The 25,758-nt window shown below is 68.8% G+C and carries 24 protein-coding genes and 2 tRNA genes; 13 read left to right on the top strand and 13 right to left on the bottom strand.

The genetic code is table 11. The features are described from left to right. Nucleotides 1-29: 29 nt before the first annotated feature. Nucleotides 30-1,487, bottom strand: a complete 1,458-nt coding sequence (locus tag ABT001_RS10585) for a DUF2252 domain-containing protein (RefSeq protein WP_351275152.1) — start codon at nt 1,485-1,487, stop codon at nt 30-32. A gap of 186 nt (nt 1,488-1,673) precedes the next feature. After that, the gene (locus tag ABT001_RS10590; protein WP_351275154.1) at nt 1,674-2,018 is read right to left on the bottom strand and encodes a winged helix-turn-helix transcriptional regulator; all 345 of its coding nucleotides are present in this window, start codon (nt 2,016-2,018) and stop codon (nt 1,674-1,676) included. 159 nt (nt 2,019-2,177) lie between these two features. Here ABT001_RS10590 and ABT001_RS10595 point away from each other — a divergent pair, with 159 nt between their 5' ends. Then, entirely contained in the window at nt 2,178-2,789 is a 612-nt protein-coding gene (locus ABT001_RS10595) for an FMN-dependent NADH-azoreductase (RefSeq protein ID WP_351275156.1), read from the top strand. A 174-nt stretch (nt 2,790-2,963) separates the two neighbouring features. On the opposite strand, the gene ABT001_RS10600 is transcribed toward ABT001_RS10595, so the two are convergent. Next, nucleotides 2,964-3,046 (bottom strand) — tRNA-Leu (locus tag ABT001_RS10600). A gap of 315 nt (nt 3,047-3,361) precedes the next feature. On the opposite strand from ABT001_RS10600, the gene ABT001_RS10605 reads away from it, so the two are divergent. From ABT001_RS10605 to pknB, 6 genes are all read left to right on the top strand, one after another. Continuing rightward, on the top strand, nt 3,362-4,219 hold the full coding sequence (locus tag ABT001_RS10605; protein WP_351275158.1) for an FHA domain-containing protein: 858 nt from the start codon (nt 3,362-3,364) through the stop codon (nt 4,217-4,219). A 10-nt stretch (nt 4,220-4,229) separates the two neighbouring features. Further along, nucleotides 4,230-4,745, top strand: a complete 516-nt coding sequence (locus ABT001_RS10610; RefSeq protein WP_031090454.1) for an FHA domain-containing protein FhaB/FipA — start codon at nt 4,230-4,232, stop codon at nt 4,743-4,745. Nucleotides 4,746-4,874: 129 nt separating this feature from the next. After that, nucleotides 4,875-6,362, top strand: a complete 1,488-nt coding sequence (locus tag ABT001_RS10615) for a Stp1/IreP family PP2C-type Ser/Thr phosphatase (RefSeq protein ID WP_351275160.1) — start codon at nt 4,875-4,877, stop codon at nt 6,360-6,362. A 21-nt stretch (nt 6,363-6,383) separates the two neighbouring features. Beyond that, nucleotides 6,384-7,784, top strand: coding sequence for an FtsW/RodA/SpoVE family cell cycle protein (locus ABT001_RS10620; RefSeq protein ID WP_351275162.1), 1,401 nt, complete (start codon nt 6,384-6,386; stop codon nt 7,782-7,784). Further along, nucleotides 7,781-9,235: a peptidoglycan D,D-transpeptidase FtsI family protein gene (locus ABT001_RS10625; protein ID WP_351275164.1), complete on the top strand. Its 1,455-nt coding sequence runs from the start codon at nt 7,781-7,783 to the stop codon at nt 9,233-9,235. Before ABT001_RS10620 ends, ABT001_RS10625 begins: the two co-directional genes overlap by 4 nt. Before the next feature lie 172 nt (nt 9,236-9,407). Then, nucleotides 9,408-11,417 (top strand): Stk1 family PASTA domain-containing Ser/Thr kinase, encoded by a 2,010-nt coding sequence (gene pknB, locus ABT001_RS10630; protein WP_351275166.1) that lies wholly within the window; start codon nt 9,408-9,410, stop codon nt 11,415-11,417. A 105-nt stretch (nt 11,418-11,522) separates the two neighbouring features. Here the strand turns inward: pknB and ABT001_RS10635 are convergent, their stop codons facing one another. The 5 genes from ABT001_RS10635 to ABT001_RS10655 form a co-directional block, all read right to left on the bottom strand. Continuing rightward, the gene (locus ABT001_RS10635; protein ID WP_351275168.1) at nt 11,523-12,251 is read right to left on the bottom strand and encodes a class E sortase; all 729 of its coding nucleotides are present in this window, start codon (nt 12,249-12,251) and stop codon (nt 11,523-11,525) included. A 25-nt stretch (nt 12,252-12,276) separates the two neighbouring features. Then, complete coding sequence (locus ABT001_RS10640) at nt 12,277-13,635, bottom strand: class E sortase (RefSeq protein ID WP_351275170.1); 1,359 nt, start codon at nt 13,633-13,635, stop codon at nt 12,277-12,279. After that, a complete protein-coding gene (locus ABT001_RS10645; protein ID WP_351275172.1) occupies nt 13,632-14,270 on the bottom strand; it encodes an aminodeoxychorismate/anthranilate synthase component II in 639 nt (212 codons plus the stop codon). The genes ABT001_RS10640 and ABT001_RS10645 overlap by 4 nt, the downstream gene beginning before the upstream one ends. Then, nucleotides 14,267-14,455: a hypothetical protein gene (locus ABT001_RS10650; protein WP_351275174.1), complete on the bottom strand. Its 189-nt coding sequence runs from the start codon at nt 14,453-14,455 to the stop codon at nt 14,267-14,269. Before ABT001_RS10650 ends, ABT001_RS10645 begins: the two co-directional genes overlap by 4 nt. 118 nt (nt 14,456-14,573) lie before the next feature. Then, on the bottom strand, nt 14,574-15,341 hold the full coding sequence (locus ABT001_RS10655; RefSeq protein ID WP_351275176.1) for a DUF881 domain-containing protein: 768 nt from the start codon (nt 15,339-15,341) through the stop codon (nt 14,574-14,576). Nucleotides 15,342-15,477: 136 nt separating this feature from the next. Here ABT001_RS10655 and crgA point away from each other — a divergent pair, with 136 nt between their 5' ends. Then, a complete protein-coding gene (gene crgA / locus ABT001_RS10660) occupies nt 15,478-15,732 on the top strand; it encodes a cell division protein CrgA (RefSeq protein WP_031090433.1) in 255 nt (84 codons plus the stop codon). A 243-nt stretch (nt 15,733-15,975) separates the two neighbouring features. Here the strand turns inward: crgA and ABT001_RS10665 are convergent, their stop codons facing one another. Both ABT001_RS10665 and ABT001_RS10670 read right to left on the bottom strand, forming a co-directional pair. Continuing rightward, on the bottom strand, nt 15,976-16,890 hold the full coding sequence (locus ABT001_RS10665) for a rhomboid family intramembrane serine protease (protein WP_351275177.1): 915 nt from the start codon (nt 16,888-16,890) through the stop codon (nt 15,976-15,978). A 166-nt stretch (nt 16,891-17,056) separates the two neighbouring features. After that, nucleotides 17,057-17,584 carry a peptidylprolyl isomerase gene (locus ABT001_RS10670; RefSeq protein ID WP_351275179.1) on the bottom strand — a complete coding sequence of 176 codons (528 nt, stop codon included), beginning with the start codon at nt 17,582-17,584 and terminating at the stop codon, nt 17,057-17,059. 347 nt (nt 17,585-17,931) lie between these two features. Here ABT001_RS10670 and ABT001_RS10675 point away from each other — a divergent pair, with 347 nt between their 5' ends. Further along, a complete protein-coding gene (locus tag ABT001_RS10675; RefSeq protein WP_351275181.1) occupies nt 17,932-18,654 on the top strand; it encodes a DUF5324 family protein in 723 nt (240 codons plus the stop codon). 133 nt (nt 18,655-18,787) lie between these two features. On the opposite strand, the gene bla is transcribed toward ABT001_RS10675, so the two are convergent. Together bla and ABT001_RS10685 are read right to left on the bottom strand one after the other, a co-directional pair. Next, nucleotides 18,788-19,738 carry a class A beta-lactamase gene (gene bla / locus ABT001_RS10680; protein ID WP_351275182.1) on the bottom strand — a complete coding sequence of 317 codons (951 nt, stop codon included), beginning with the start codon at nt 19,736-19,738 and terminating at the stop codon, nt 18,788-18,790. Between the two features lie 51 nt (nt 19,739-19,789). After that, nucleotides 19,790-21,388 (bottom strand): penicillin-binding transpeptidase domain-containing protein, encoded by a 1,599-nt coding sequence (locus ABT001_RS10685; protein WP_351275184.1) that lies wholly within the window; start codon nt 21,386-21,388, stop codon nt 19,790-19,792. Between the two features lie 187 nt (nt 21,389-21,575). On the opposite strand from ABT001_RS10685, the gene ABT001_RS10690 reads away from it, so the two are divergent. Together ABT001_RS10690 and ABT001_RS10695 are read left to right on the top strand one after the other, a co-directional pair. After that, on the top strand, nt 21,576-22,448 hold the full coding sequence (locus tag ABT001_RS10690; RefSeq protein WP_351275186.1) for a LysR family transcriptional regulator: 873 nt from the start codon (nt 21,576-21,578) through the stop codon (nt 22,446-22,448). Then, the gene (locus tag ABT001_RS10695; protein WP_351275188.1) at nt 22,445-23,356 is read left to right on the top strand and encodes a serine hydrolase; all 912 of its coding nucleotides are present in this window, start codon (nt 22,445-22,447) and stop codon (nt 23,354-23,356) included. Before ABT001_RS10690 ends, ABT001_RS10695 begins: the two co-directional genes overlap by 4 nt. A 103-nt stretch (nt 23,357-23,459) precedes the next feature. Here the strand turns inward: ABT001_RS10695 and ABT001_RS10700 are convergent. Then, nucleotides 23,460-23,532 (bottom strand) — tRNA-Ala (locus ABT001_RS10700). A 170-nt stretch (nt 23,533-23,702) separates the two neighbouring features. On the opposite strand from ABT001_RS10700, the gene ABT001_RS10705 reads away from it, so the two are divergent. Both ABT001_RS10705 and ABT001_RS10710 read left to right on the top strand, forming a co-directional pair. Next, entirely contained in the window at nt 23,703-24,251 is a 549-nt protein-coding gene (locus tag ABT001_RS10705; protein ID WP_351275190.1) for a helix-turn-helix domain-containing protein, read from the top strand. A gap of 109 nt (nt 24,252-24,360) precedes the next feature. Next, entirely contained in the window at nt 24,361-25,758 is a 1,398-nt protein-coding gene (locus ABT001_RS10710) for a serine/threonine protein kinase (protein ID WP_351275192.1), read from the top strand.

Here is a 25,758-nt window from a genome sequence, read left to right on the forward strand (position 1 = left end):
CGGAGACACACGGTGGCCGTGGCGCCCGCTCAGACGCCGAGCTCGGCGGCTATCCGGCCGGCCCGAACGGCCCGGACGAGCTCGGCGTGGTCGGCCTCCGTCCGGTCCGCGTACGTCACGGCGAAATCAGCCACCGCCGCGTCCAGCTCGGCGTTCTTCCCGCAGTAACCCGCGAGCAGCCGGGGGTCGGCGCTGTGCGCGTGGGCCCGGGCCAGCAGTGCCCCGGTCATCCGCCCGTAGTCGTCCACCTGGTCGGCAGCGAGCGCGGCCGGATCCACGCTGCCCTTGCGATTCCTGAACTGGCGTACCTGGTACGGCCTGCCGTCGACCTCGGCCCAGCCGAGCAGGATGTCGCTGACCACCTGCATCCGCTTCTGCCCGAGCACCACCCTGCGCCCCTCGTGCGACACGTCCGGCACCTCGAAACCGACCTGCGGCAGATGCGGAGCGAGCGCGGACGGGCGGGCCTCCTTCACCTGCAGGACCAGCGGCTCGCCACGGTGGTCGAGCAGGAGCACCACGTAGGACCGGGTTCCCACGCTCCCGGTACCGACCACCCGGAACGCCACGTCATGGATCGCGTAGCGCGCCAGCAGCGGGACCCTGTCCTCGGAGATCGTCCCGAGGTAGCCCTCGAGCCCCGCGGCGACGGCAGCCGCCTCGGCATCGGGGATCCGGCGCAGCACGGGTGGTGCGTCGACGAAGCGGCGCCCGCCGTCCTCACAGTCCTCCGTGGACCTGGCGGCGAAGCGGGCGCTCGTGTTGTTGCGCGCCTTCGCGGAGACCCGCTCCAGCGTCCCGAGAAGGTCCCGCGCGTCGGTGTGCGAGACGAGTTCCTCGTCCGCGATGGCGTTCCACGCGTCGAGAGCGGACAGTCCGGCCAGCAGACGCATCGTGCGCCGGTAGGCGCCCACCGTGTCGTACGCGCCCTGCCGGCAGGTGGCCTCGTCCGCGCCCGCTTCCCGGCCTGCCAGCACCAGAGAGGTGGCGAGCCGCTTGAGATCCCACTCCCACGGACCGAACACGGTCTCGTCGAAGTCGTTGAGGTCCATCACCAGATTCCCACGCGCGTCGCCGTACAGGCCGAAGTTGGCGGCGTGCGCGTCACCGCAGAGCTGGGCACCCACCCCGGTGACCGGTGTGCCCACCAGGTCATGGGCCATCAGTCCCGCCGAGCCGCGCATGAACGCGAACGGCGTCGCCGCCATCCGCCCCACCCGCATCGGTGTCAGGCCGTGCACCCGGCCACGGTTCGACTCCTCGACGGCCTGAACCGCGTCCGGTCTTCCGGCGGGCAGGACCAGGGAACTGTGGGCGGACCGGGGCACCTCGAGCCTCAGCGCCTTGCCGGCCGCCTTCGGGGTCGCCGCCGCGGCCTCGGACGACCGCACCCCGCCGGCCACCCGTCGCGCGAATCCGGGGACGACCGGAATGCGCTCGTCCCCCGCCGCCCGCTGTACCGGCACCGTCGCCTCGAAGTCACCCATGGAGCGCCGCCTCCCCCGCCCTCGTCCAGCCGTGCCGACCGACCAACATCAACTGCGGACGACGGTACAGCTGTCCCGTGACAACCGTCTGCCCCTGTGGACAACTCGGGTGCCGACCTGTGCAAGCGCGCGGCATCCGACGCTCTCGGATCGGTTCGCGTGTCCGCTGCGCCCAAGACGCCCGGATCAGCAGCCTCCCGGCCCCTCCAGATAGGTGTCCGCCCACTGCCCCAGCTCCTTCAGCGCGGGCTCCATGGCGGCCCCGGCCTCCGTCAACCGGTACGCGACCCGAAGCGGGGGTCCTTCATCGACTTCGCGCGCCACGAGACCGGCCGCTCCCAGCTCGGACAGCCGGTCCGAGAGCATGCGCTCGCTGATGCCTGGAATCGCTCTCCTCAGGTCCGCGAAGTGCACAGGCTGCCGCATCAGCACCGAGACGATCGGGCCCGTCCAGCGCTTCCCGAACAGCTCGAAGACGCGAGTGATGCTCGCATCCACCTTCCGACAGGCCTGTTCGCTGTGATCCGCCATGACTCCAGAGTACTGCGCCCTCGTGCGGGACTTATGAAAAGTAAGGAGCTATGTTATTACTAGTCACGTACGGAAAAGCTGCGCGCCACTCACCGCGCCCACGCCGCTCCCTCATAGGCCCGCGCCAAGGCGGCCACCGAACACCTACGGAGAATCCCCATGGCTACGCTCCTGCACCTCGACTCCGCCGTCTTCCCCCAGGGCTCCACGTCCCGTGAGGTCACCGCCGCTTTCGTCACGTCCTGGCGCGAACAGCACCCCGACGGCGAGGTCGTGTACCGCGACCTCGCCGCACACCCCCTGCCCCACCTGGACGTCTCCGCCGTGACCGCCGGCGCCGAGGACACGCTGCGGGGGGAGCTGGCCGCCGAACTGGCCGCTGCGGACGCCGTCCTCATCGGTGCGCCCATGTACAACTTCTCCATCCCGTCCACCCTCAAGGCATGGCTGGACCAGGTGATCATCGTCGGCCACAACGCGGGCCCGGACGGCCCGGTCGCCGGCACGCCCGTGACCGTCGTGGCCAGCCGCGGCGGTTCGTACGCGCCCGGCACCCCGCGCGAGGACTTCGAGTTCGTCCAGAACTACCTGGAGAAGGTACTGACGGGCATGCTGGGGGCCGAGGTCGATTTCATCGTCCCCGAGTTGACCCTGGCCCACTCGAAGCCCGAGATGGCCGAGCTCATCCCCCTCGCCGACGCATCTCGCGCCCAAGCTTTCGCCGACGCGGCAGAGAAGGCCAAGGCCCTGGCAGCACGCCTCGCCGCCTGACACGGGCCCGCACAGCCGGCCCGCTCGAAACGCCTCTTCGGGTACGGATCCGACGTTTCACGTGAAACGTCGGATCCAGCACCACCGGAACACAACGAAGAACCCCCGCACCGGATCTCTCCGGTGCGGGGGTTCTGTCGAACCAACCCGGCAGTCGCAAGCGACTACCTGTTGTGCGCGAGGGGGGATTTGAACCCCCACGTCCCTAAGGACACTGGCACCTGAAGCCAGCGCGTCTGCCGTTCCGCCACTCGCGCAAGAGTGGTGCTTTCAGACTCTCTCACCGTGTGGTGTGAGCGCCTGGCGACATCCGGAAGATTAGCACGCTGGACAGGGTGGATTCACATCCGTTGTTTCGCCGGACCCACCAGGGGAACCGGGAACGCGGAAAGCCTGGCCCCACTCCTCCTGAGTGCACCCGGAGTGCGGGACACTGTCAGCAGTCCACCTCTACGATCCGTGTGAGAGGTGACACTCATCCACTGTGCAGACAAGGGGAACCAGCCGATTTCCCGACGCGTGGATACGATCAGTACGCAGTACAGGGATGACGACACCGGAGGAGGTGCCCCATGGGAGTCATGAAGCGTTTCGAGCAGCGTCTCGAAGGTCTGGTCAATGGCACCTTCGCCAAGGTCTTCAAGTCCGAGGTGCAGCCGGTCGAGATCGCGGGAGCCCTCCAGCGCGAGTGCGACAACAACGCATCGATCTGGAACCGCGAGCGGACCGTGGTGCCCAACGACTTCATCGTCGAACTCAGCACCCCGGACTACGAGCGGCTCAGCCCGTACTCCGGTCAGCTCGGCGACGAGCTGTCCGGCCTCGTACGTGACTACGCCAAGCAGCAGCGGTACACCTTCATGGGGCCGATCAAGGTCCACCTCGAGAAGGCGGACGACCTCGACACGGGTCTCTACCGCGTACGCAGCCGGACCCTGGCGTCGAGTACGTCACAGCAGGGACAGCAGAGCCCCGCTCCCCATGACCGGCCGAACCGTCCCGGCGCTCCTCAAGGACAGGGCGGTTACGGCTACCCGCCGGCTTCCGCCCCGCCCATGCCCGCGGCCCCGCCGCCGGGTGCGGGACGGTCCGGCGGCCCTTCCAGCGACTGGCGCCCGCCGGCCGCGTCCGGCACCGGGCCGGACGCTCAGGTACGGCGCTGGATCGAGATCAACGGCACCCGCCATCAGATCTCCCGCCCGACGTTGGTGATGGGACGAAGCACCGACGCCGACGTGCGGATCGACGACCCCGGCGTATCGCGCCGGCACTGTGAGATCCGGACCGGAACGCCCTCGACGATCCAGGATCTCGGGTCCACCAACGGCATCGTGGTGGACGGGCAGCACACCACCCGCGCTACGCTCCGCGACGGCTCGCGGATCGTCGTGGGCAGCACCACCATCGTTTACCGGCAAGCCGAAGGGTGAAGCGGGGGCAATGTCAGAGCTGACCCTGACGGTCATGCGGCTAGGTTTCCTAGCTGTTCTGTGGCTATTCGTAATCGTGGCCGTCCAGGTCATTCGCAGCGACCTGTTCGGTACGCGCGTCACGCAGCGCGGCTCACGCCGCACTGCCGGTGACGCCCGTCCTCAGCAGGGCCGCCAACAACAAGCAGCGCCGCCTCAGCAGCGCCAGCAGTCCGGGCGCCAGCGCCGCGGAGCACCCACCAAGCTGGTCGTCTCCGAGGGCACACTCACGGGCACCACCGTCGCGCTCCAGGGCCAGACCATCACCCTGGGCCGGGCACATGACTCAACGATCGTGCTGGATGACGACTATGCGTCCAGCAGGCATGCCAGGATCTACCCGGACCGTGACGGCCAGTGGATCGTCGAGGACCTCGGGTCCACCAACGGCACCTATCTCGACCGGACCCGGCTCACCACCCCGACACCTGTTCCGCTGGGCGCGCCGATCCGCATCGGCAAGACCGTCATCGAGCTGCGGAAGTAGTACGACAATGAGCGAGCGGAGCGAGCGAGCCGCGGCGGTCCTGACGACGGACCCGGCCCGGCTCCCGACCGGAGGGTGGGCAGTGTGGCTCGAGACCGGCTGTACCCCGAACCGACGGGCGAGGTGCGCATGAGCTTGTCCCTGCGCTTCGCCGCCGGATCGCACAAGGGCATGATCCGGGAAGGCAACGAGGACTCCGGCTACGCCGGCCCCCGCCTTCTCGCCATCGCCGACGGCATGGGCGGCCAGGCGGCCGGAGAGGTCGCCAGTTCCGAGGTGATCTCCACGCTCGTCCAGCTCGACGACGACGTCCCGGGCTCGGACATCCTCACCTCGCTCGGCACGGCGGTGCAGCGGGCCAACGACCAGCTGCGCGTCATGGTCGAGGAGGACCCCCAGCTGGAGGGGATGGGCACCACGCTCACCGCCCTGCTCTGGACCGGTCAGCGCCTCGGCCTCGTCCACGTCGGCGACTCCCGTGCCTACCTCCTTCGTGACGGCGTCCTGACGCAGATCACCCAGGACCACACCTGGGTCCAGCGTCTCGTCGACGAGGGCAGGATCACCGAGGAAGAGGCCACCACCCACCCGCAGCGCTCCCTGCTGATGCGGGCCCTGGGCAGCGGCGACCACGTGGAACCCGATCTCTCCGTGCGGGAGGTCCGCGCCGGTGACCGCTATCTGATCTGCTCGGACGGACTCTCCGGCGTCGTCTCCCACCAGACGATGGAAGAGACCCTGGCGAGCTACCAGGGCCCGCAGGAGACCATCCAGGACCTCATCCAGCTCGCCCTGCGCGGCGGCGGCCCCGACAACATCACCTGCATCGTCGCCGACGTCCTGGACGTCGACAACAACGACACCCTGGCCGCACAGCTCAATGACACCCCGGTCATCGTCGGCGCCGTCGCCGAGAACCAGGCCGCCCAGGCGGGCGACGGCCGGGCCATGGAGACACCGGCCGGACGCGCGGCCGGCCTCGGCCGCCCCGTGCCGCCGCCGGCCGGAGGCTTCGGCCCTCCCGGCAGCGGCGACGACATGGGATACGGCTCCGGGCCGGACGGCGCCTTCGCCTCGTACTCCGACGACGACTTCGTCAAGCCCCGGGGCGGCCGCAGGTGGCTGAAGAGGTCGTTCTACATCGTCCTCGCGCTGGCCGTCATCGGCGGTGGCGTCTACGGCGGATACCGCTGGACCCAGACGCAGTTCTACGTGGGCGTGAAGGACGACAACGTCGCCCTGTTCCGCGGGATCAGCCAGGACCTCGCCTGGGTGTCCCTCTCGAAGGTCGAAGAGGACACCAAGATCGAACTGAAGTACCTCCCGCCGTACTGGCGCAAGCAGGTCGAGGCCACCATCTCCCAGGGCAACCTCAGCGATGCCCGCAAGAAGATCAGCGAGCTCGACGCCCAGGCCTCCGCCTGCGAGAAGGACGCGCAGCGCCGCGCGGCCGAGGCGGACACCAATGCCGCCAAGGACAAGGGCGAGACCGGCAACGCCTCCGACAGCACGTCAGCCACGTCTCCCGCCAAGGGGACCAAGACCGCGACTCCCACTCCCGGCCCCAGCCTCTCGGAGGAAGAGAAGAAGCTGGCCCTGCAGTGCGGTAAGCAGTAAGCCGTAGGGGGCCTCCAGCACATGAGCGTTGTCACCAACACCACCACGATCGGCGCGATCGACGCGCCGAGCCGCCGTAACACCGAGCTGGCGCTGGTCGCCTTCGCCGTTCTCATCTCGGTGTTCGCGTACGCCAACGTGGGCCTCGCCCTCAACGGCGAACTGCCCGCCGGCATGCTCGGATACGGGCTCGGGCTCGCCCTGCTCGGCGGGGTGGGCCATCTCGCCGTGCGCAGATTCGCCCCGTACGCGGACCCGCTGCTGCTGCCACTGGCGACGCTGCTGAACGGACTGGGCCTGGCCCTGATCTGGCGGCTGGACCAGTCGGAACGATTCCAGTCGACCCCGAACTTCGTGGCAGCGGCCTCCAAGCAGTTGATGTTCTCAGCGGTCGGCGTCGCCCTGCTGGTCGTCGTTCTGGTCGCCCTCAAGGACCACCGCATCCTGCAGCGCTACACCTACATCTCCATGCTGGTCGCGCTGTTCCTGCTGATCCTTCCGATGTTCTTCCCCGCCGTGAACGGCGCCAAGATCTGGATCAAGATCCCTGGTGTCGGCACGATCCAGCCGGGGGAGTTCGCGAAGATCATCATTGCTGTGTTCTTCGCCGGCTACCTCATGGTCAAGCGTGACGCGCTGGCCCTGGCCAGCCGCCGATTCATGGGAATGTACCTCCCTCGGGGCCGCGACCTCGGCCCGATCCTCATGGTCTGGGCGTTCTCGATCCTCATCCTGGTCTTCGAGACCGACCTGGGATCCTCGCTGCTGTTCTTCGGCATGTTCGTCGTCATGCTGTACGTCGCCACCGAGCGCACCAGCTGGATCGTCTTCGGGCTCCTGATGTCCGGTGCCGGCGCAGTCGGTGTGGCCACCTTCGAGATCCACGTCCAGCAGCGCGTCACCGCCTGGCTCGACCCCTTCGCGGGCTGGGGCGAGATCGCCGCGAGCGAGCAGATGGCCAAGTCCCTGATGGCGTTCGGCTCCGGCGGCACCCTCGGCACCGGGCTCGGACAGGGCAACTCCGACCTGATCGGCTTCGCCGCCAACTCCGACTTCATCCTCGCCACCGTCGGTGAGGAGCTCGGTCTGGCGGGCATGATGGGGGTCCTGCTGATCTACGGTCTGATCGTCGAGCGCGGCGTCCGTACCGCCCTCGCCGCCCGCGACCCCTTCGGCAAGCTCCTCGCGATCGGCCTCTCCGGTTCCTTCGCCATCCAGGTCTTCGTCGTCGCCGGCGGTGTCATGGGGCTCATCCCGCTGACCGGTATGACCATGCCGTTCCTCGCGGCCGGTGGTTCGTCCGTCATCGCCAACTGGGCCCTCATCGGCATCCTGATCAGAATCAGCGACACGGCCCGGCGTCCCGCCCCGGCCCCCGCGCCGTCATCGGATGCAGAGATGACCCAGGTGGTCCGACCGTGAACAAGCCGCTGCGCAGGATCGCGATCTTCTGCGGCGTCCTCGTCCTGGCCCTGCTGATCCGCACGAACTATCTCCAGTACGTCCGTGCCGACGAGCTCAACGCCAACGAACACAACCGCCGTGTCCAGATCGAGCGCTACGCCCATGAGCGCGGCAACATCATCGTCGACGGCGAACCGGTCACCGGCTCCGTCGAGACCACGGACAGCGACTTCCGGTACAAGCGCGTCTGGAAGGACGGCCCCATGTGGGCCCCCGTCACCGGCTACTCCTCGCAGGCCTTCGACTCCTCGCAGTTGGAGAGCCTCGAGGACGGCATCCTCACCGGTAACAGCGACGACCTGTTCTTCGACCGCACCCTGTCGATGTTCACCGGCGAGAAGAAGAGCGGCGGGAACATCGTCACCACCCTCGACGGTGCCGCCCAGAAGGCCGCCTTCGAGGGGCTGGGCGACAAGAAGGGCGCCGTGGCCGCGCTCGACCCGCAGACCGGCGCCGTCCTGGCGCTGGCCAGCACCCCCTCGTACGACCCGTCGGTCTTCGCGGGCAACTCGATGAAGGACTCCGACGCCCGGCAGAAGCTCCTGGCCGACGAGGACAAGCCGATGCTGAACCGGGCCCTGCGGGAGACCTACCCGCCCGGCTCGACGTTCAAGGTCGTCACCGCCGCCGCGGCGCTGGAGAACGGCCTCTACTCCGACATCGACGCGAAGACGGACTCCCCGCTGCCCTGGCGCCTCCCGCAGTCGACCAACCTGCTGCAGAACGAGGGCGACATCCCCTGCGAGGACGCCTCGCTCCGGGAAGCGCTGCGCTGGTCCTGCAACACCGTCTTCGGCAAGATGAGCGACGACCTCGGCAACGAGAAGATGATCGAGCAGGCCGACAAGTTCGGTTTCGACGAAGAGGTCTTCACCCCGGTCCGGGCCGACGCCAGCGTCTACCCGAAGGACAACCCGCCGCAGAACGCCATGGCGGGCATCGGCCAGGCGTCCAACCGCGCCACTCCGCTCCAGATGGCCATGGTGGCGTCCGCGATCGCCAACGACGGCAAGCTCATGCAGCCGTACATGGTCGCCCAGCGCCAGGCACCCAACCTGGACGTCATCTACACGCACGAGCAGAAGCAGCTCAGCCGGCCTCTCTCGGCGGAGAACGCCCAGAAGGTGCAGCAGATGATGGAGACCGTGGTCAAGGACGGCACGGGAACCAACGCGCAGATCGACGGCGTCACTGTCGGTGGCAAGACCGGTACCGCCCAGCACGGCCTCAACAACAGCGAGAAGCCGTACGCCTGGTTCATCTCGTACGCCAAGACCGACAGCGGCTCCCCGGTCGCCGTCGCCGTGGTGGTCGAGGACGGCAACGCCAACCGGGACGACATCTCCGGTGGCGGTCTGGCCGCACCGATCGCCAAGAACGTGATGAAGGCGGTACTCGACGGAAAGTAGTGACACCCGTCACAACTTCTGTCCACACCAGCACATTGGGATACCGGTCGGATATCAGCTGACGGGTGCGGGCCGATCACGCCGGGAGTGCCCGGTAGCGTATGCCCGGAACAGCGCACCGCCGGACCACACACGGGTGCGGTCGGGACTGACGGAGAGGGCTGGATCAGTTATGGAAGAGCCGCGTCGCCTCGGCGGCCGGTACGAGCTGGGCTCGGTGCTCGGCCGTGGTGGCATGGCCGAGGTCTACCTCGCGCACGACACCCGGCTCGGCCGCACCGTCGCTGTGAAGACGCTCCGGGCCGACCTCGCCCGTGACCCGTCCTTCCAGGCACGGTTCCGCCGTGAGGCCCAGTCGGCCGCCTCGCTCAACCACCCCGCGATCGTCGCCGTGTACGACACCGGCGAGGACTACGTCGACAGCGTGTCCATCCCGTACATCGTGATGGAGTACGTCGACGGATCGACGCTCAGAGAGCTCCTGCACTCGGGCCGCAAGCTGCTGCCGGAGCGGACCCTCGAAATGACGGTCGGCATCCTCCAGGCGCTGGAGTACTCGCACCGCGCCCAGATCGTCCACCGCGACATCAAGCCGGCGAACGTCATGCTGACGCGCACCGGCCAGGTCAAGGTCATGGACTTCGGCATCGCCCGCGCCATGGGTGATTCCGGCATGACGATGACCCAGACCGCCGCGGTCATCGGCACCGCCCAGTACCTCTCCCCGGAGCAGGCCAAGGGCGAGCAGGTCGACGCACGTTCCGACCTGTACTCCACGGGCTGCCTGCTCTACGAGCTGCTCGCGGTCCGGCCCCCGTTCGTCGGCGACTCCCCGGTCGCCGTCGCGTACCAGCACGTACGCGAGGAGCCGCAGCCCCCGAGCAACTTCGACCCCGAGATCACGCCCGAGATGGACGCCATCGTCCTGAAGGCGCTGACCAAGGACCCGGACTACCGCTACCAGTCGGCCGACGAGATGCGCGCCGACATCGAGGCCTGCCTCGACGGCCAGCCGGTCGCGGCCACGGCGGCCATGGGAGCGGCCGGCTACGGCGGATACGACGCCTACGGCAACGACCAGCCCACCACGGCTCTGCGGTCGGCGGAGCCGGGCGGTGCCCCGACCTCGATGCTGCCTCCGATCAACCCGGAGGACGGCAGTTACGACGACCGGCCGGGCCGCCGACGTCAGCAGAAGAAGAGCAACACCTCGACGATCCTCCTGGTCGTCGCCGGCGTTCTGGTGCTCATCGGCGCGATCCTGATCGGCCGCTACATCTTCAGCTCCACCGAGAACGGCAGCGGCGAATTCGACGTGCCGAACATGGTCGGCTCCACGGTCGCGGAGGCGCAGACACTCGCGGACAGGGCCGACATCAAGCTGAAGGTCGGGTCCAAGGAACCCTGTGAGGATCAGGAGAAGGACAAGATCTGCAGCCAGACCCCGTCCGCGGAGGGGGATGCCCAGATGGCTGCGGGCGAGACCGTGACGGTCGTCGTCTCCACCGGCGCCCCCAAGGTCGAGGTCCCGGACGTCCTGGAGAAGTCCGAGGACAGCGCCCGTAAGAAGCTGGAGGAGGCGGGCTTCACGGTGAAGGTCACCGCGGTGGAGTCCGAGGCGACCCCGGGCACGGTCACCGAGCAGAACCCCGAGAGCGGTACGAAGGTCGAGAAGGAATCCGAGGTCACGATCACGGTGGCCAAGGAGTCCCTGCTGGATCTTCCGGTCCTCAACCGGACCTACGCCGAAGCGGAAGCCCAGCTCCGGGGTATCGGCTTCACCAACATCGTCCGGCAGGACGTCGACTCGGAACAGCCGAAGGACATGGTCGTCGGCCAGACCCCGGAGGGGCCGAGCAAGCAGGCCAAGGACGCCCAGATCGTCCTGAAGGTCTCCAAGGGCCCGGCGCAGCCCGAGCAGGTCACGATCCCGGCCGACCTCCTCGGCAAGCCGTATCAGGAGGCGAAGGCCACGCTCGAAGGCCTGGGTCTGGCGGTCGCACTGGCGCCCAACTCGTCCGACAAGCCGAACGCCATGGTGGTGACGGCCGACCCAGGGCCCAACTCCCCGGTGGCCAAGGGTTCCACGGTCACCCTCACCACCATCGGTGGCGGCGGTGGCGGTGGTAACGGTGGCGGTGGCGGCAGCGTCTTCGACGGCCTGCGCGGCTCGAGGGACTGAGCCGCCCGGCGCGCCCCGGTCGGATACGTACAGAAGGCAGGGCCCCGGTCACTTGAGCAAGAGTGACCGGGGCCCTGCCTTCTGTCTGTGTCCGACCTGGGTGCGCTACCGAAGCTCCGCCGGTTTCGTGCGGTCGCGGTCCACCTTCTCGGTCCGGACCAGCTCGCCCCACACGATGTAGCGGTACTTCGACGTGTAGACGGGGGTGCAGGTCGTCAGCGTGATGTAGCGGCCGGGCTTCTTCACGCCCGACTCCTCGGGCACCGGTGCGATCGCGTCGACGTTGAACTTCGACGTCTCCGGCAGCTCCGCGTAGACCTTGTAGATGTACCAGGTGTCCTTGGTCTCGAAGACGACCGCGTCGCCCTTCTTCACCTTGTCGATGTTGTGGAACTTGGCGCCGTGCCCGTCCCGGTGGGCGGCGAGCGAGAAGTTGCCCTGCGCGTCGGAGGGGAGGGCCGACTTCACCGGGTCCGTGTAGTAGCCGGCGATCCCGTTGTTCAACGTCTCGGTGTCGGTGCCCTTCTTGACCAGCACCTCGCCGTTCTTCATGGCGGGGACGTGCAGGAAGCCGATGCCGTCCCTGGTGTCCAGGGCCCCGGGGCCGCCCGCCCACCGGTCGCGGACGGTGTTGCCCTGTTTGTCGGCCTCACGGTCGGCGAGCACATTGGTCCACCACAGCGAGTAGGCGACGAACAGACCCAGCACCAGTCCGGCGGTGATCAGCAGTTCACCGAAGAGGCTCACCGCCGTCGCGACGGGATGCCGGCTCCTGCCGCGTACCGGGGCCACCGGCTCGTCGGTGCGTTCTTCGTGCTCGGTCCTCGCTGCCACCGCACCGTCCCTGTCGTGATGTCGTTCAGCCGACGAGCGCGTCGGGCTTCCCCTCGCTGCGCGGTCGTTCGTCGACCATTTTGCCCCACACGATCATTCGGTACGTACTCGTGAACTCCGGGGTGCAGGTCGTCAGCGTGATGTACCTGCCCGGCCCCTCGAAGCCGGAACCCGCGGGAACCTCGTCGATCACGGCCACATTGGACGGCGACGTCTGCGGAAGGATTTCGGCCATCTCGTACGTGTAGTAGGCGTCCCGCGTCTCGATCACGATCGGATCGCCGGGCGTCAGCCTGTTGATGTAACGGAAGGGCTCACCATGGGTGTTGCGGTGACCCGCCACCGCGAAGTTCCCCTGCTCCGCCGAAGGCATCGCGGTCTTCAGCGTGCCCTCGGCGTAATGGCCGATCATGCCGCGGTCGAGGACCTTCTCCTTGTCGATGCCCTCCGCGATCGGCGCGACCACGTCCAGCTTGGGGATGTGCATGATGGCGAACCCCTGACCGGGCTCGAAGGCACCCGGGCTGCGCTCGCCGTTCGCCCAGTCGTCCTGGATCTTGTTCGTCTCCTGGCCGGCGATCTGATCGGCGCGGATGTTGGTCCACCACAGCTGGTACGTGACGAACAGGAGCATCAGCACACCGAAGGTGATGAACACTTCGCCGACGACCCGGCTGGCCACGACCGCGGGACTGTCCTTGGCGGCGCGGGCCGCCCGCCGGGCCTCGAGACGCGACATCGGGGCACGGGGTTCCGACCTCTCGGGTTCCGACGTCTCGGAATCCGCGGCACGCGCCGGATCACCGCGTCGTCTGCCCCGCCCCTTGGCGGCCCTCCGGCGCTCGGCCCGGCCACCGGTCGGCGGAGGTTCGGGGACGGGGCCCGGGGCCGCCCCGGGCCCGGCGGGGGGCGCGCTCCGCGTCTCGGCGGTCCGCAGGGCGACGGTCTCGTCGCTCAGCACCGGAGGGACAGTGGCGAGGGGCTGCGCGGGACCGGGCCCGGGGGCTGCCGGCCCGGGGGCTGCCGGCTCGGATATCACCACGGCGTCCTGGCCGCCGCCCCGGCCAGGGGCTGCCTCCGGGCCCTGGTGCCCGTACCAGTCCCTCCGATAGCCCTCCGGGTCGTACCACTCACCCGGGGGCTCCACCGGCGCCTGAGGCGCCTGCTGGGCCCCGCCATCGGCCTGGGCGGCCTCCGCCCGGAACCAGGGCGAGGTGTGCTGCCCCGCCTGAGGAGCACTCGGCGGATCCGCGTGCTGTCCCGGCAGCGGATCGTTCAGCGGATCCGCGAGCTGCTCCACCGCCGCCTCGAACGTGCCGTCGGACTCGTACGCTCCCTGCGCGTACGGGCCTTCCTGCTCGGCGTGGGGGCGGAGTGAGGTCACGCGGCGGCCTTGCCCACCACCGGGGCGAGCCCCGCCGATCTCCCGACGGCCCCCTCGTCACCGCACTGCTCCAGCCAGTTGGCGAGCATCAGGTGGCCATGCTCCGTGAGCACCGACTCGGGATGGAACTGCACACCCTCCACCGCCTGTTCACGGTGGCGCAGCCCCATGATGATGCCGTCGGCGGTACGTGCGGTGACCTCGAGCTCGGGCGGAACCGTCGCCGGCTCGGCGGCGAGGGAGTGGTAACGCGTCGCGGTGAACGGGGACGGCAGACCGGCGAACACGCCCTTGCCCTCGTGCAGTACGGGAGAGGTCTTGCCGTGCAGCAGCTCCGGCGCCCGGTCCACCACCCCGCCGTAGGCGACGGCCATGGACTGCATCCCCAGGCAGACCCCGAAGACCGGGACCCCGCTACGCGCGCAGTGGTGCACCATCTCGATGCAGACGCCCGCGTGCTCGGGTGTGCCGGGCCCGGGCGACAGCAGGACCCCGTCGAAGCCGTCGTCGGCGTGCGCCGTGGTCACCTCGTCGTTGCGCACCACCTCGCACTCGGCACCGAGTTGGTAGAGGTACTGGACGAGGTTGAAGACGAAGCTGTCGTAGTTGTCGACGACGAGAATGCGTGCGCTCACTGACCGGACCCCGCTCCGCTGGTGCCTTCGCCGTCCACCGTCACATCACCGAACGGAAGCAGTGGCTCCGCCCAGGGGAAGACGTACTGGAAGAGCGCGTAGACAACGGCCAGGACCAGCAGGAGCGAGATGAAGCCCCGCACCCATGCGTTGCCCGGCAGGTGCCGCCAGATCCAGCCGTACATGCTGTTGCCTCCATTCGGTACGGCACCAGACTAAACGGCCGGGGCACAGGCGTGGGTCAGCTGTGGAAAGCCGCCCGCAAGGCGTCCGTCACAGCGCTGGGCACGGCGTTCCGGCGGTCTACTCCACAGGCTGTGCGTGATGGAGGTCGACGGTGCCCCCGTAGCCGGGAAGCGTCAGCTTGTCGTCCTCCTCGACCTTCCATCCCAGGCCGTACGCCTTCACGTACAGCTGGTAGTTCTGGATCGCCGTGGAGTCGTCGAGCGCCTGCCTCAGCTTCCCCCGGTCACCGACCGCGGTGACCTTGTAGGGAGGCGAGTAGACCCGCCCCTGCAGGATCAGTGTGTTGCCGACGCAGCGCACCGCGCTGGTCGAGATCAGACGCTGGTCCATGACCTGGATCCCCTGGGCGCCGCCTTCCCACAGGGCGTTGACGACGGCCTGCAGGTCCTGCTGGTGGATGACCAGGTCGTTGGGCTGCGGATCCGGGTACCCCGGGTTGGCCGTGGCGTTCGGCGGGGCGTCGTTCAGCGTGACGGCGAGCGCCTCACCGGTGACTTCCGTGGTGCCGGCGGCCTTCTCCAGGGCCTCCAGCTTCGCGTCCTCCGCGCGGGTGCTCCCGTCGTCGCGCCGAGCGAGGGTGTCGATGTCCGCGCGAACGGAAGCGGTCGATTCATCCAGCTCGGCGTTCTTCTCACTGCGCTGCTGAATGAGGTCGGAGAGTTTCAGCAGTGAGGAGTCCGTGCGGATATCAGTCCCTTTGGCCGTATTGGCACTGGTGACGAAGATCAGACCGGCCAGTGCGAAAACGGCAGCGGTGAGACCCTGGGCCGCGCGGCGGGACCCGCGCCGGGCCGGGTCTCGAGGAGAGTCGGCAGAATTGCTCAACGTACCCTTATCTCCTTAGGCGCCACGGAAGCACTACGCTAACGGACGCCCCGGGGAGGCAGCATTCCCCCTTGCGCCCCGGCGCCAGTCACAGATCTCTGCGCGGTCACGCAGCGCATCGACAGGAGAGTCCCTCGTGCCGAAGTCACGTATCCGCAAGAAGGCCGACTTCACGCCCCCGCCGGCGAAGCAGTCGACGAGCATAAAGCTGACCAACCGCAGCTGGGTGGCGCCGGTGATGCTGGCCCTCTTCCTCATCGGTCTGGCCTGGATCGTGGTCTTCTACGTCACCGAGGGCGACCTGCCCATCGACGCCCTCGGCAACTGGAACATCGTCGTGGGCTTCGGCTTCATCGCCGGGGGCTTCGGCGTCTCCACCCAGTGGAAGTAGCTCTGCCCTGAAGTTACCCACAGAGTTATCCACAGGCGGGGGAAAAGGTCAGACGATCTGTGGATAACTTCCCTTCGGGTTGACGCCGGTGTGACTACACACTTACGCATCGCGAACCGGTACGCCCCTTGTCCTGACTGGTGGAACCCAGTTCAGCGACAAGGGGCACACCTGTTCCCCACGTCATGCACAAGATTCGCCACACTCTGTGGACAACCGCACCCCTGGAGCAACCTATTCCGCTCAGGTGAGCGCAGCTGTCCTGATGAGAACCGCTGCCACAACCACCACGAGCACCAGCGCACAGGCGCCGTACTGCACGAGATTCCGACGTTCGCGCGGCGCATGGACCATGGCGACGGCGATCAGCGCTCCGGCGACCAGACCGCCCACATGCGCCTGCCAGGCGATCGCACCCCATGGGTTGAAGGTGAAGATCAGGTTCACCACAAGGAGCGCGATCACCGGCCGCATGTCGTAGTTCATCCTGCGCATCAGCACGGCCGTGGCGCCCAGCAGGCCGAAGACAGCACCCGAAGCACCGAGCGAGCCCTGCGCGGGGTCGGAGATCCCATAGGTGAGCGCGCTGCCCGCGAGCCCTGAAAGCAGATACAGCGCGAGATAGCGGCCACGCCCCAGAGCAGCCTCCAGGGGACCGCCGAGCCACCACAGGCCCAGCATGTTGAACGCGATGTGCCACACCTCCTGGTGCAGGAACATCGACGTCACCAGCCGGTACCACTGCCCCTCGGCGACTCCTTCGATGCCGGCCGACGGATCACCCGAGTAGGCACGGCCGAACAGCAGCAGATCATCGAGCAGCGAGTACCCGGACTGTTCGGCGATCAGGACCGCGGCGAAGACAGCGAGATTGAGGCCGACCAGGATCTTGGTGATCAACCTCGGATCGGCCGCGACCCTGCCACCCGCCAAGGTCCGAGGCCGGACCGCCGCAGCGTGGTGGCCCGTACCTGATCCGTCCCGGACGCACTCCGGGCATTGGAAGCCCACCGAGGCCTCGACCATGCAGTCGGTGCAGATCGACCGTTCGCACCGCACGCAGCGGATACCCGTCTCCCTGCCCGGATGCCGGTAACACGTGGGGGGACCGCCCGCAGCCGCGGACCCGTCCCGGCCTTCCGGCGGCTGCTGCTCCATCGGTCACGGCCCCTTCGGTCCTCATCCGTGGCGGCGGCACACATGGGGCCGCCCCGCTCGCCCGTTATGTAACAGTACGGACGAGCAGGGCGGTTGGTTCCCCGTACCGAGCACGCGGCTTGTCGGGTCAGCGGCCCGCAGACCGGGCACGGGGCCCTGGCCTTTGTCAGCGGGTCTCGAAGACGATCGACTCGATCACCACGTCCTTGAGCGGACGGTCGGTGCGCGGGTTGGTCGGAACCGCCGCGATGGCGTCCACGACCTTCTTGCCCGCCTCGTCGGCGACCTCGCCGAAGATCGTGTGCTTGCCGGTCAGCCAGGCGGTGGGGGACACGGTCACGAAGAACTGTGAGCCGTTGGTGCCCGGGCCGGCGTTGGCCATGGCCAGCAGATACGGCTTGTCGAACGCGAGGTCGGGGTGGAACTCGTCGCCGAACTCGTATCCGGGGCCGCCCGTTCCGTTACCCAGGGGGTCACCGCCCTGGATCATGAAACCGCTGATGACTCGGTGGAAGACAGTGCCGTCGTACAGCTTGTCGGTGGACTTCCCGCCGGTCTCGGGATTGGTCCACTCCCGCTCGCCCTGGGCGAGCTCGACGAAGTTCTTGACCGTCTTGGGAGCGTGGTTCGGCAGAAGCCGGATCTCGATGTCGCCCTGGCTGGTCTTCAAAGTGGCGTAAAGCTGCTCGGCCACGGTCTGCCTTCCGTAAGTCTCCGCTGATGACCACCGATCCTCGCACGGAGCGTTCCGCACCCGGCCCACCCTCGCCCGGAGGCCTGCGGCGCTCACCGTGTTGCCCGCTTTCCTGCACCTTTCCCACACTTCCGGCAGGATCGACACAGCCACGTGCACGACGACACGAAGCGCTCCGACACGAACCATGACATCGTCGGCTGCACGCTCCCCTTGTGCCGCATTGCCCGAGAATGACGTTCATGACCCGGATGCCCGTCCCGCATGGCGCTCAAGGCCTCAGCGGGCATGATTTCGAATTGGGTGGATAGGCGGAGTACCTACCCGCCACCAAGGAGGAGGATCCCGTGACCCGCATCGACAGCGTGCGCGCCGCAACCTACTCGGCGAAGGGCAGCGCGCAGCACGCCGCGGAAGTGGTGGCGCCTTACGCCGACACGGCCAAGGAACAGGCCGCGCACTACGCACAGGAGGCTCGTGCACGGCTCGCACCCAAGGTGTCGAAGGCAGCCGCGCAGGCCCGCGTCCAGTACGGCGCGCATCTCGCACCACGTATCGAACAGGCATGGACCCATGTGCCTCCCAAGGTTGACGAGGCCGCGCACAAGGCTGCCGTCCGCACGCGCAGCGCCGCCCGCACCGCCGCGGACTACACCGTGCCGCGTGTCGAGTACGCGGTGGCGGCGAGCCGGCCCGTGGCAGAGGAGGCCACCGCCCGCAGCACGGCCGCACTGGCTGCGCTCCGTGGCCAGGTGACCGCCAAGGAGATCCAGAAGCTCGCCAGGAAGCACGAACGGCGAGCCAAGGCAGGACGCGCGACCAAGGGGTTCCTCGTACTGGGCATCCTGGCCGGCGGAGCATTCGCCGCCTGGAAGTGGTGGGACAAGCAGGCCAACCCTGACTGGCTGGTCGAGCCACCCGCCCCCACCGAGGTGGGGGACGATCGCGCACCGTTGACGTCGGTCGACGGCAGTGGCCGGACCGTGCTCGACCCGGAGGTCCGGGCCAAGCAGGACGAAGACGAAGATGAAGCGGACCAGACGGAGGGCGGCAACGACAGCCGCCCCTGAGGAGTCGACCGCCTTCCCCCGGCCTGCCGGGGACGGACGTTCGGAAGGGGCGCCGGAGACCTCACGGTCTCCGGCGCCCCTTCCTCTGTTCCGCTCTCGTTTCACGTGAAACGAGAGCGGAACGCTCCCTGTTTCACGTGAAACCGTCGAAGGTGGCTTCGGCCGCACGGGCGAGGAGCGCATCGTCTCGTTCGGCGTCCTTGACGTCGCGGCGGGAAAGGACGGCGAGCACGATGGGAGCGGCGCCGGGGGGCCAGACGACGGCGATGTCGTTGCGGGTGCCGTAGCCCCCCGTGCCCGTCTTGTCCCCGACTCGCCAGCCCGCGGGGGTGCCGGCACGGATGGTGTGGTCACCGGTGGTGTTGCGTGTGAGCCAGTCGGTCAGCACAGCTCGCTTGTCCGAGGGGAGCGTGGTTCCGAGGACGTATGCGCGCAGATCCTCGGCGAGGGCTCGGGGCGTGCTGGTGTCCCGGAGGTCACCGGGCACCGCATCGCTGAGTGCCACCTCATAGCGGTCGCACCGGGTGACGTCGTCGCCGAGCCCACGCAGGGCGTCCTGCAGCCCTTGAGGGCCTCCGAGTTCGCTGAACAGGAGGTTGGCCGCTGCGTTGTCGCTGTAGCGGACGGCGGCATCACACAGCTCGCGCACGGTCATTCCGGTGGCCACGTGCCGCTCGGTGATCGGCGAGTTGCTGATGAGGTCCTCCTGGCCGTACTGCACGAGACGGTCGAGCCGACGGAGAGGATTCTTGTCCAGTACAGCGCCGGCGAGCAGCGCCTTGCAGGTGGAGGCGTAGGCGAAGCGTTCATCGGGCCGGTGGGTGATGGTCCGGCCATTTCCGGTGTCCAGCGCGTAGACACCCAGCCTCGCGTCGTACTTCCGCTCCAACTCGGCGAACGCACGCTCGGTACGGCGCTCGGCGGATGCGGAGGAGGGCCTGGGAGTGGAGGGCGAAGAGGTGGGTTCGGAGGGTGAGGGGTCGGATGGCGCCGGGGAGGCGGAACACCCGGGGAGCGGCAGGGTCGCGATCCCCGCCAGCGTGACGAACGCGGCGCGGCGGGAGACAGGGGTTCGGGTGCTCATGGGTGCGCGCTTTCTTTCGGAGGTCTTCGTTCGGGCCCTGCGGGTCTCTGCTCAGCGGACGAGGTTGCGAAGAAACCGCTCGGCGACCGGTCCGGCGTCGGCGCCGCCGGAACCTCCGTCCTCGAGGAGAACCGCCCAGGCGAGGTCGGAGTCACCCTGGTACCCGATCATCCAGGCATGGGTACGAGGCGGTGTGCCGCTGCCGAACTCGGCCGTACCGGTCTTCGCGTGCGGTTGCCCGGCCAGGTCCTTGAGCGCGTGAGCGGAACCGGAGGTCACGGTCGCTCGCATCAGTTCACGGAGCTCGCCGACGACTGCGCCGTCCAGCTCTTCCGGAGCCCGGTGCTTCTCCTGCACCGCGTCCGGCACCAGCACGGGCTGGTTGAACGTCCCCGCCTTGACGGTGGCGGCGACGGACGCCATCACCAGCGGGGACGCCTGGATGCGCGCCTGACCGATCGTGGCGGCGGCCTTGTCGTTGTCGCTCGTGGCGACGGGAACGCTGCCGTCATACGTGGTCGTGCCCACGTCCCAGCCGCCTCCGATCCCGAAGGCCCGCGCCGTGTCGCGCAGTTCGGTGTCGGAGAGCCTGTCGCGTGCGTCGACGAAGTAGGTGTTGCAGGACTGTGTGAAGGCGTCGGCGAAGGTCGAGCCGGAGGGCAGCTCGAACTGCTTCTGGTTCTCGAAGCGCTGGCCGTCGACCCGCGCGAACTTCGGGCAGGGTGCAGGACTTTCCGCCTTCAGACCACCTTTCAGGAGCGCCGCTGCGGTGACGACCTTGAAGACGGAGCCGGGCGGATAGCGCCCTTCGAGGGCTCGATTGAATCCGCCGGGCCGGTTGGCCGCCGCGAGAATGTGACCGTTGCGCGGGTCTACGGCAACGATCGCCGCGTTGACCTCGGCCCCGGAGAGAGCATCGGCTGCCGCCTCCTGGACACGGGGGTCGATCGTGGTGTGCACGGGGCGGCCTTCGGCCGGGGCGGTCTCGGTGAGCTCCCTGACCGCGCGACCGCTCTGCCGGTCCGCGACCACCAGGGATTTACCCGCCTTCCCGCCCCCGGACAGCACGTCGTCGTAGCGGGCCTCCAGGCCTGATGCGCCCTTGCCGCTGACCGGGTCGACGGTTCCGACGAGACTTTCCGCACGGAGCGGGTCGCCCTCGGCGTCGAGGACCTGCGCCCTGCTGCCGATGCTCTTGAGCGCAAGCGTCTGCCCAGGTTTCAGCTGCGGATGGATCATCGGTGAAGTGAACTCGACCTTCCATGTCCCCGACGTCTCGCTCACCCGCGCGTGGGAGCTCCAGGTGACGTCACCCGCGCCGGGTACCGCCATGGTCACGGTGAAGGGGAACCGCACTTTCCCCGGCCCCTCGCTCCGGCCCACGCCGTCGTCAGTGGTGGTCCTGGAGGGCTTGAGGTTGGTCAGCACGGATGTGAGAAGCGATGCCGCCCCGTCAGGCGTGTCGGTGTAGCCCGCCGCCTTCCGGGCGTCGTGCCCGGCCCACGCGGTGAGGAAGGCCGTCAAGGGCTCTCGGGCGGACGCCACCTGAGCGTCCTCTTCATGAGCGTCGTCGCCCACGATGCCGTAGGCGACGTATCCCCCTCCCGCCAGCAGAAGGAGGGCCGCCGCGACGCCGAGCGGTCGCCCCATGCGCCGTAACCGGCCCTGTGGCGCGGTGGAACTGTTCCTGCTGTGGTGACGCATCACAGTGTTCTCCGTTCCGGATCGGGTCTGATCACCTCGCTTCCGGAGTCAAGCCCGCCCTCTCACACGTGTCGAATACGCTCTCGACATCACGCTGATTCGCAGGCTGTATCGCCGCACTTCAGGAGGCAGAGTGCTGACGGAACGGCATCTGGAAATCTTCGTCGCGCTGGCGGAGGAAGAGCACTTCGGGGCCGCCGCTCACCGGGTGGGTATCACCCAGCCGCCCCTGTCGCAGGGCCTGCGCCGACTGGAAGCCCTGCTCGGGGTCCGCCTGTTCGACCGTGAGAGAGGGGTGTCCCTCACCGAGGAGGGAGCCCTGCTCCTTCCGCACGCGCGGAGAGCGCTGGCCGCACTCGCCGACCTTCACGAGACCGGCGCCCGAGAGCAGGCCGACGGCAGGCGCCTGCGGCTGGGGCTGACTCCCGAGGTCCCCACGCCCCTCGCCGCCGATGTGGCGGCCTCGCCGGTCCGGGCCGGCGAACGCACCCGGATCGGCATGGTGACGGCGTCGACCTCCGCACTCCTCGACGACGTGGCGGCCGGCCGGCTCGACATCGCCGTGATCCGGCATCCCTCCGTGCTGCACGGCCTCGCCGCAGGCCGGGTGATCCTGCTGCCCACCTGGATCCTCGCCCCGACCGGACACAGCGGCTCCGGTGACGCACTTGCATCACGTCTGCCCGTCGCGGTACGGCCGCGCGACGAGGCGCCCGCGGCCCACGACCTCTTCGTCGACACCCTGGCCAGCCGGGGCCGCCGGGTGGAGACCGTGGTGGTCTCCGACGAACGCGCCGGCCTCGCCCTGGTGGCGGCAGGTCAAGCCGTGCTGGTCACGGCGGACGCCACGTTGACGGCGACCGAGGTCGAGCGACGAGCGACGACGGACCCACCGCTCCCCCTGCGCCTACGGGTGGCCTGGGACCCACGGCGTCCGGGTTCGAAGGAGACCGCGGGAACGGCCCGGCTGATCGAGGACGCCCTGACCGGGAAGGTGACGAGGTGAGCGGGGAGAGGAGCGGCAGCGCGGAGCGGACCATCCGCGGCCTGTTCGACGACGCGGGTGTCCGGGGCTGGCTGCACGTGGCGGAACTGCACCGCCCGTCGGCCCAGGTGACCATCGATCCCGGCGAGCGTCTTCCCATGGGGTCGGTCTACAAGGTGCCGCTGATGGTCGCCTTCTGCCGTCTCGCGGACGCGGGGCTGATCGACCCGAGCCGCAGACTGACGCTCGAACCCGACGCACGCGTACCCGGCCCGACGGGCGTCTCGATCCTGCACGACCCCGTCACCCTGTCGCTGCGCGACATGGTGGTGCTGATGATGACCATCTCCGACAACACGTCGGCCGACGCCGTTCTCCGGGCGGTCGGTCCGGACGTGGTCGACGCCATGTGCCGAGACCTGGGCATGCCCGACACCCATATCCACGGGGGAGTCGTCTCCACCTTCAGCCGACTGGTCGCCGACACGGGCGCCCCCTCCCTCGACGCGGCCCTCGCCCACGTGGCGGACAACGACACCGTCGTGCCCCCGGGCGTCTACGACCCGGCGTTCAAGGCCTCCACCACACCGTCGGACATGGCACGGATCCTGCGCGCGATCTGGACCGGCCGGGCCGCGTCCGCCGACCGCTGCGCCTTCATGCGCGACGTGATGCGCAGGCAACCGTGGACGCACCGTCTCGCCTCAGGATTCCCCTACGACGACGTCACCGTCTACGGGAAGACCGGCAGCTTCGGAGCCATGCGCCACGAAGCGGGCGTCGTGGAACTCGCGGACGGCAGCACCTACACCGCCGTGGTCTTCACCCAGGCCGCCCGGTCCGACGCCAAGCTGCCGCGCGCCGACGCGGTGATCGGTGCCGCGGCCCGGACCGCCGTGGAGGAACTGCGGGGACGCCAGGGCACCTGACCCCCGGCGGTCCGCGAGTAAGCGCGCGAATGTCGCGCAGGGACACCAAAAGTGCCCTCCGATCCGCGTTCCGCAGGTCGGAGGGCACCGAAAGTGGGGCAAGTGGAGCCTAGGAGATTCGAACTCCTGACATCTGCCTTGCAAAGGCAGCGCTCTACCAACTGAGCTAAGGCCCCGGAAAGCGGACAGCACAGGACACATACGTGCCGCGACGTCCGACGCAGAACAGAGTACCGGGTGACCCCCCGAATCCTGCAAAAGGATTGGGACTCCCGGCCCGCAACCACTCTCCGTAAGATGCACGACGAGGTTCGCAGCAGCGAAGCCGCAGCGAAGGGGAGACGCAATGGACGCAGCACAGCAAGAGGCGACGGCTAGAGCCAGGGAGCTCCAGCGCAGCTGGTACGGGGAGCCGCTGGGGGCGCTCTTCCGCAGGCTGATAGATGACCTCGGCCTCAACCAGGCGCGCCTCGCGGCGGTGCTCGGGCTGTCCGCGCCCATGCTCTCCCAGCTGATGAGCGGGCAGCGGGCCAAGATCGGCAATCCCGCGGTCGTCCAGCGGGTCCAGGCACTCCAGGAGCTCGCCAGCCAGGTCGCGGACGGCAGCGTCAGCGCGGGAGAGGCCACCGACCGGATGGAAGAGATCAAGAAGTCGCAGGGCGGTTCGGTACTGACCAACACCGGACAGACCTCCGCCACCGGTGGAGCGCCCACCGTGCGACGCGTGGTCCGCGAGATCCAGTCGCTGCTGCGGTCGGTCTCGGCGGCCGGCGACATCATCGATGCTGCGGACTCCCTCGCCCCGGCCCACCCCGAACTGGCAGAGTTCCTCCGGGTGTACGGAGCGGGACGCACCGCTGACGCGGTCGCGCACTACGAAGGCCACCAGAGCTAGAGCGGCCCCGGGCCCCAGGCCCCGGGGCTACCCCGGGGCGGTGGAGCCGTGGCAGTGTCCCGGTGGCCGGGGCACGAACCGAAACGGGAACGGGAGCGGACGCAGCGCAATGGGTGAGGTCTTCGCCGGTCGGTACGAGCTGGTCGACCCGATCGGACGTGGTGGAGTCGGCGCCGTATGGCGTGCGTGGGACCACCGGCGCCGCCGCTACGTGGCGGCCAAGGTCCTGCAGCAGAGCGACGCGCACACACTGCTGCGCTTCGTCCGTGAGCAGGCGCTGCGGATCGAGCATCCGCATGTCCTCGCACCGGCCAGCTGGGCCGCCGACGACGACAAGGTCCTCTTCACCATGGACGTGGTCAGCGGCGGTTCGCTCGCCCATGTGATCGGCGACTACGGGCCGTTGCCCCCTCGGTTCGTCTGTCTCCTGCTCGATCAGCTGCTGTCCGGGCTGTCCACGGTGCACGCCGAGGGGGTCGTGCACCGCGACATCAAACCGGCCAACATCCTCATGGAAGCGACCGGGAGGGGCAGACCGCACCTGCGGCTCTCCGACTTCGGCATCTCGATGCGCAAGGGCGAGCCGCGACTGACCGAGACCAACTACGTGGTGGGCACGCCCGGTTACTTCGCACCCGAGCAGATGATGGGCGCGGAGCCCGACTTCCCCGCGGATCTGTTCGCGGTCGGACTCGTCGCGCTCTATCTGCTCCAGGGGCAGAAGCCTGACTCCAAAGCACTGATCGAGTACTTCGCCACCCACGGCACCCCGAGCGCCCCCCAGGGAGTGCCGGAGCCCTTGTGGCAGGTCCTGGCCGGCCTTCTGCAGCCGGATCCGCACGCCCGTTTCCGTACGGCCACGGGGGCGCGCAAGGCGCTGACGGCAGCGGTCGAGATGCTGCCGGAAACCGGTCCCGGCGACGAACCGGTGGAGGTGTTCGACCAGATCGGCCCGCTGCCCGCGGGATACGGTCCCGACGGCCCGGTCACCCCCGATGCCCCCGTCACCCCCAGCACCCCTGGAACGGCCGACAACGGCCCTCAGACGCCCGCTCAGGCCGTCGGCGGCACCGTGCCCACCGCACAGCCGCCCCAGGGGCCACAGCCGCTCCAGGCGCCGTACGCGCCTCAGGGCCCCGGACAACAGCCGTACGCCGCACAGCCGCAGGGCACCCCGGGAACCCAGCCGTACACACCGCCCTCGGCGATGTCGCAGACGGGCAGCTTCCATCTCGCGCCGCCCCCGCAGCACGCCGCGCCCCAGCCTCCGTCCCCCTATGCCGCCGCCGCGGGGCCGGGCCTCTCCCAGGCGGCCACGGCTCCCGTGTCGTACGGGGCCGCGTCCACCCGGGCCTACACGGCCCAGAACCCGCAGGGCCCTTCGGGCGTCGCGCAGCATCAGGCACCCACGAAGCGACCGGGACCACCCACGAAGGTGGCGGTCCCGGTCCTGGTGGTGGCGCTGATCTGCTTCGCGGTGGGGATCTGGGCTCTCACCCAGGCCTGA

This window comes from Streptomyces sp. NPDC002793 (genome assembly GCF_040295485.1).
In the GTDB taxonomy this organism is placed as follows: domain Bacteria; phylum Actinomycetota; class Actinomycetes; order Streptomycetales; family Streptomycetaceae; genus Streptomyces.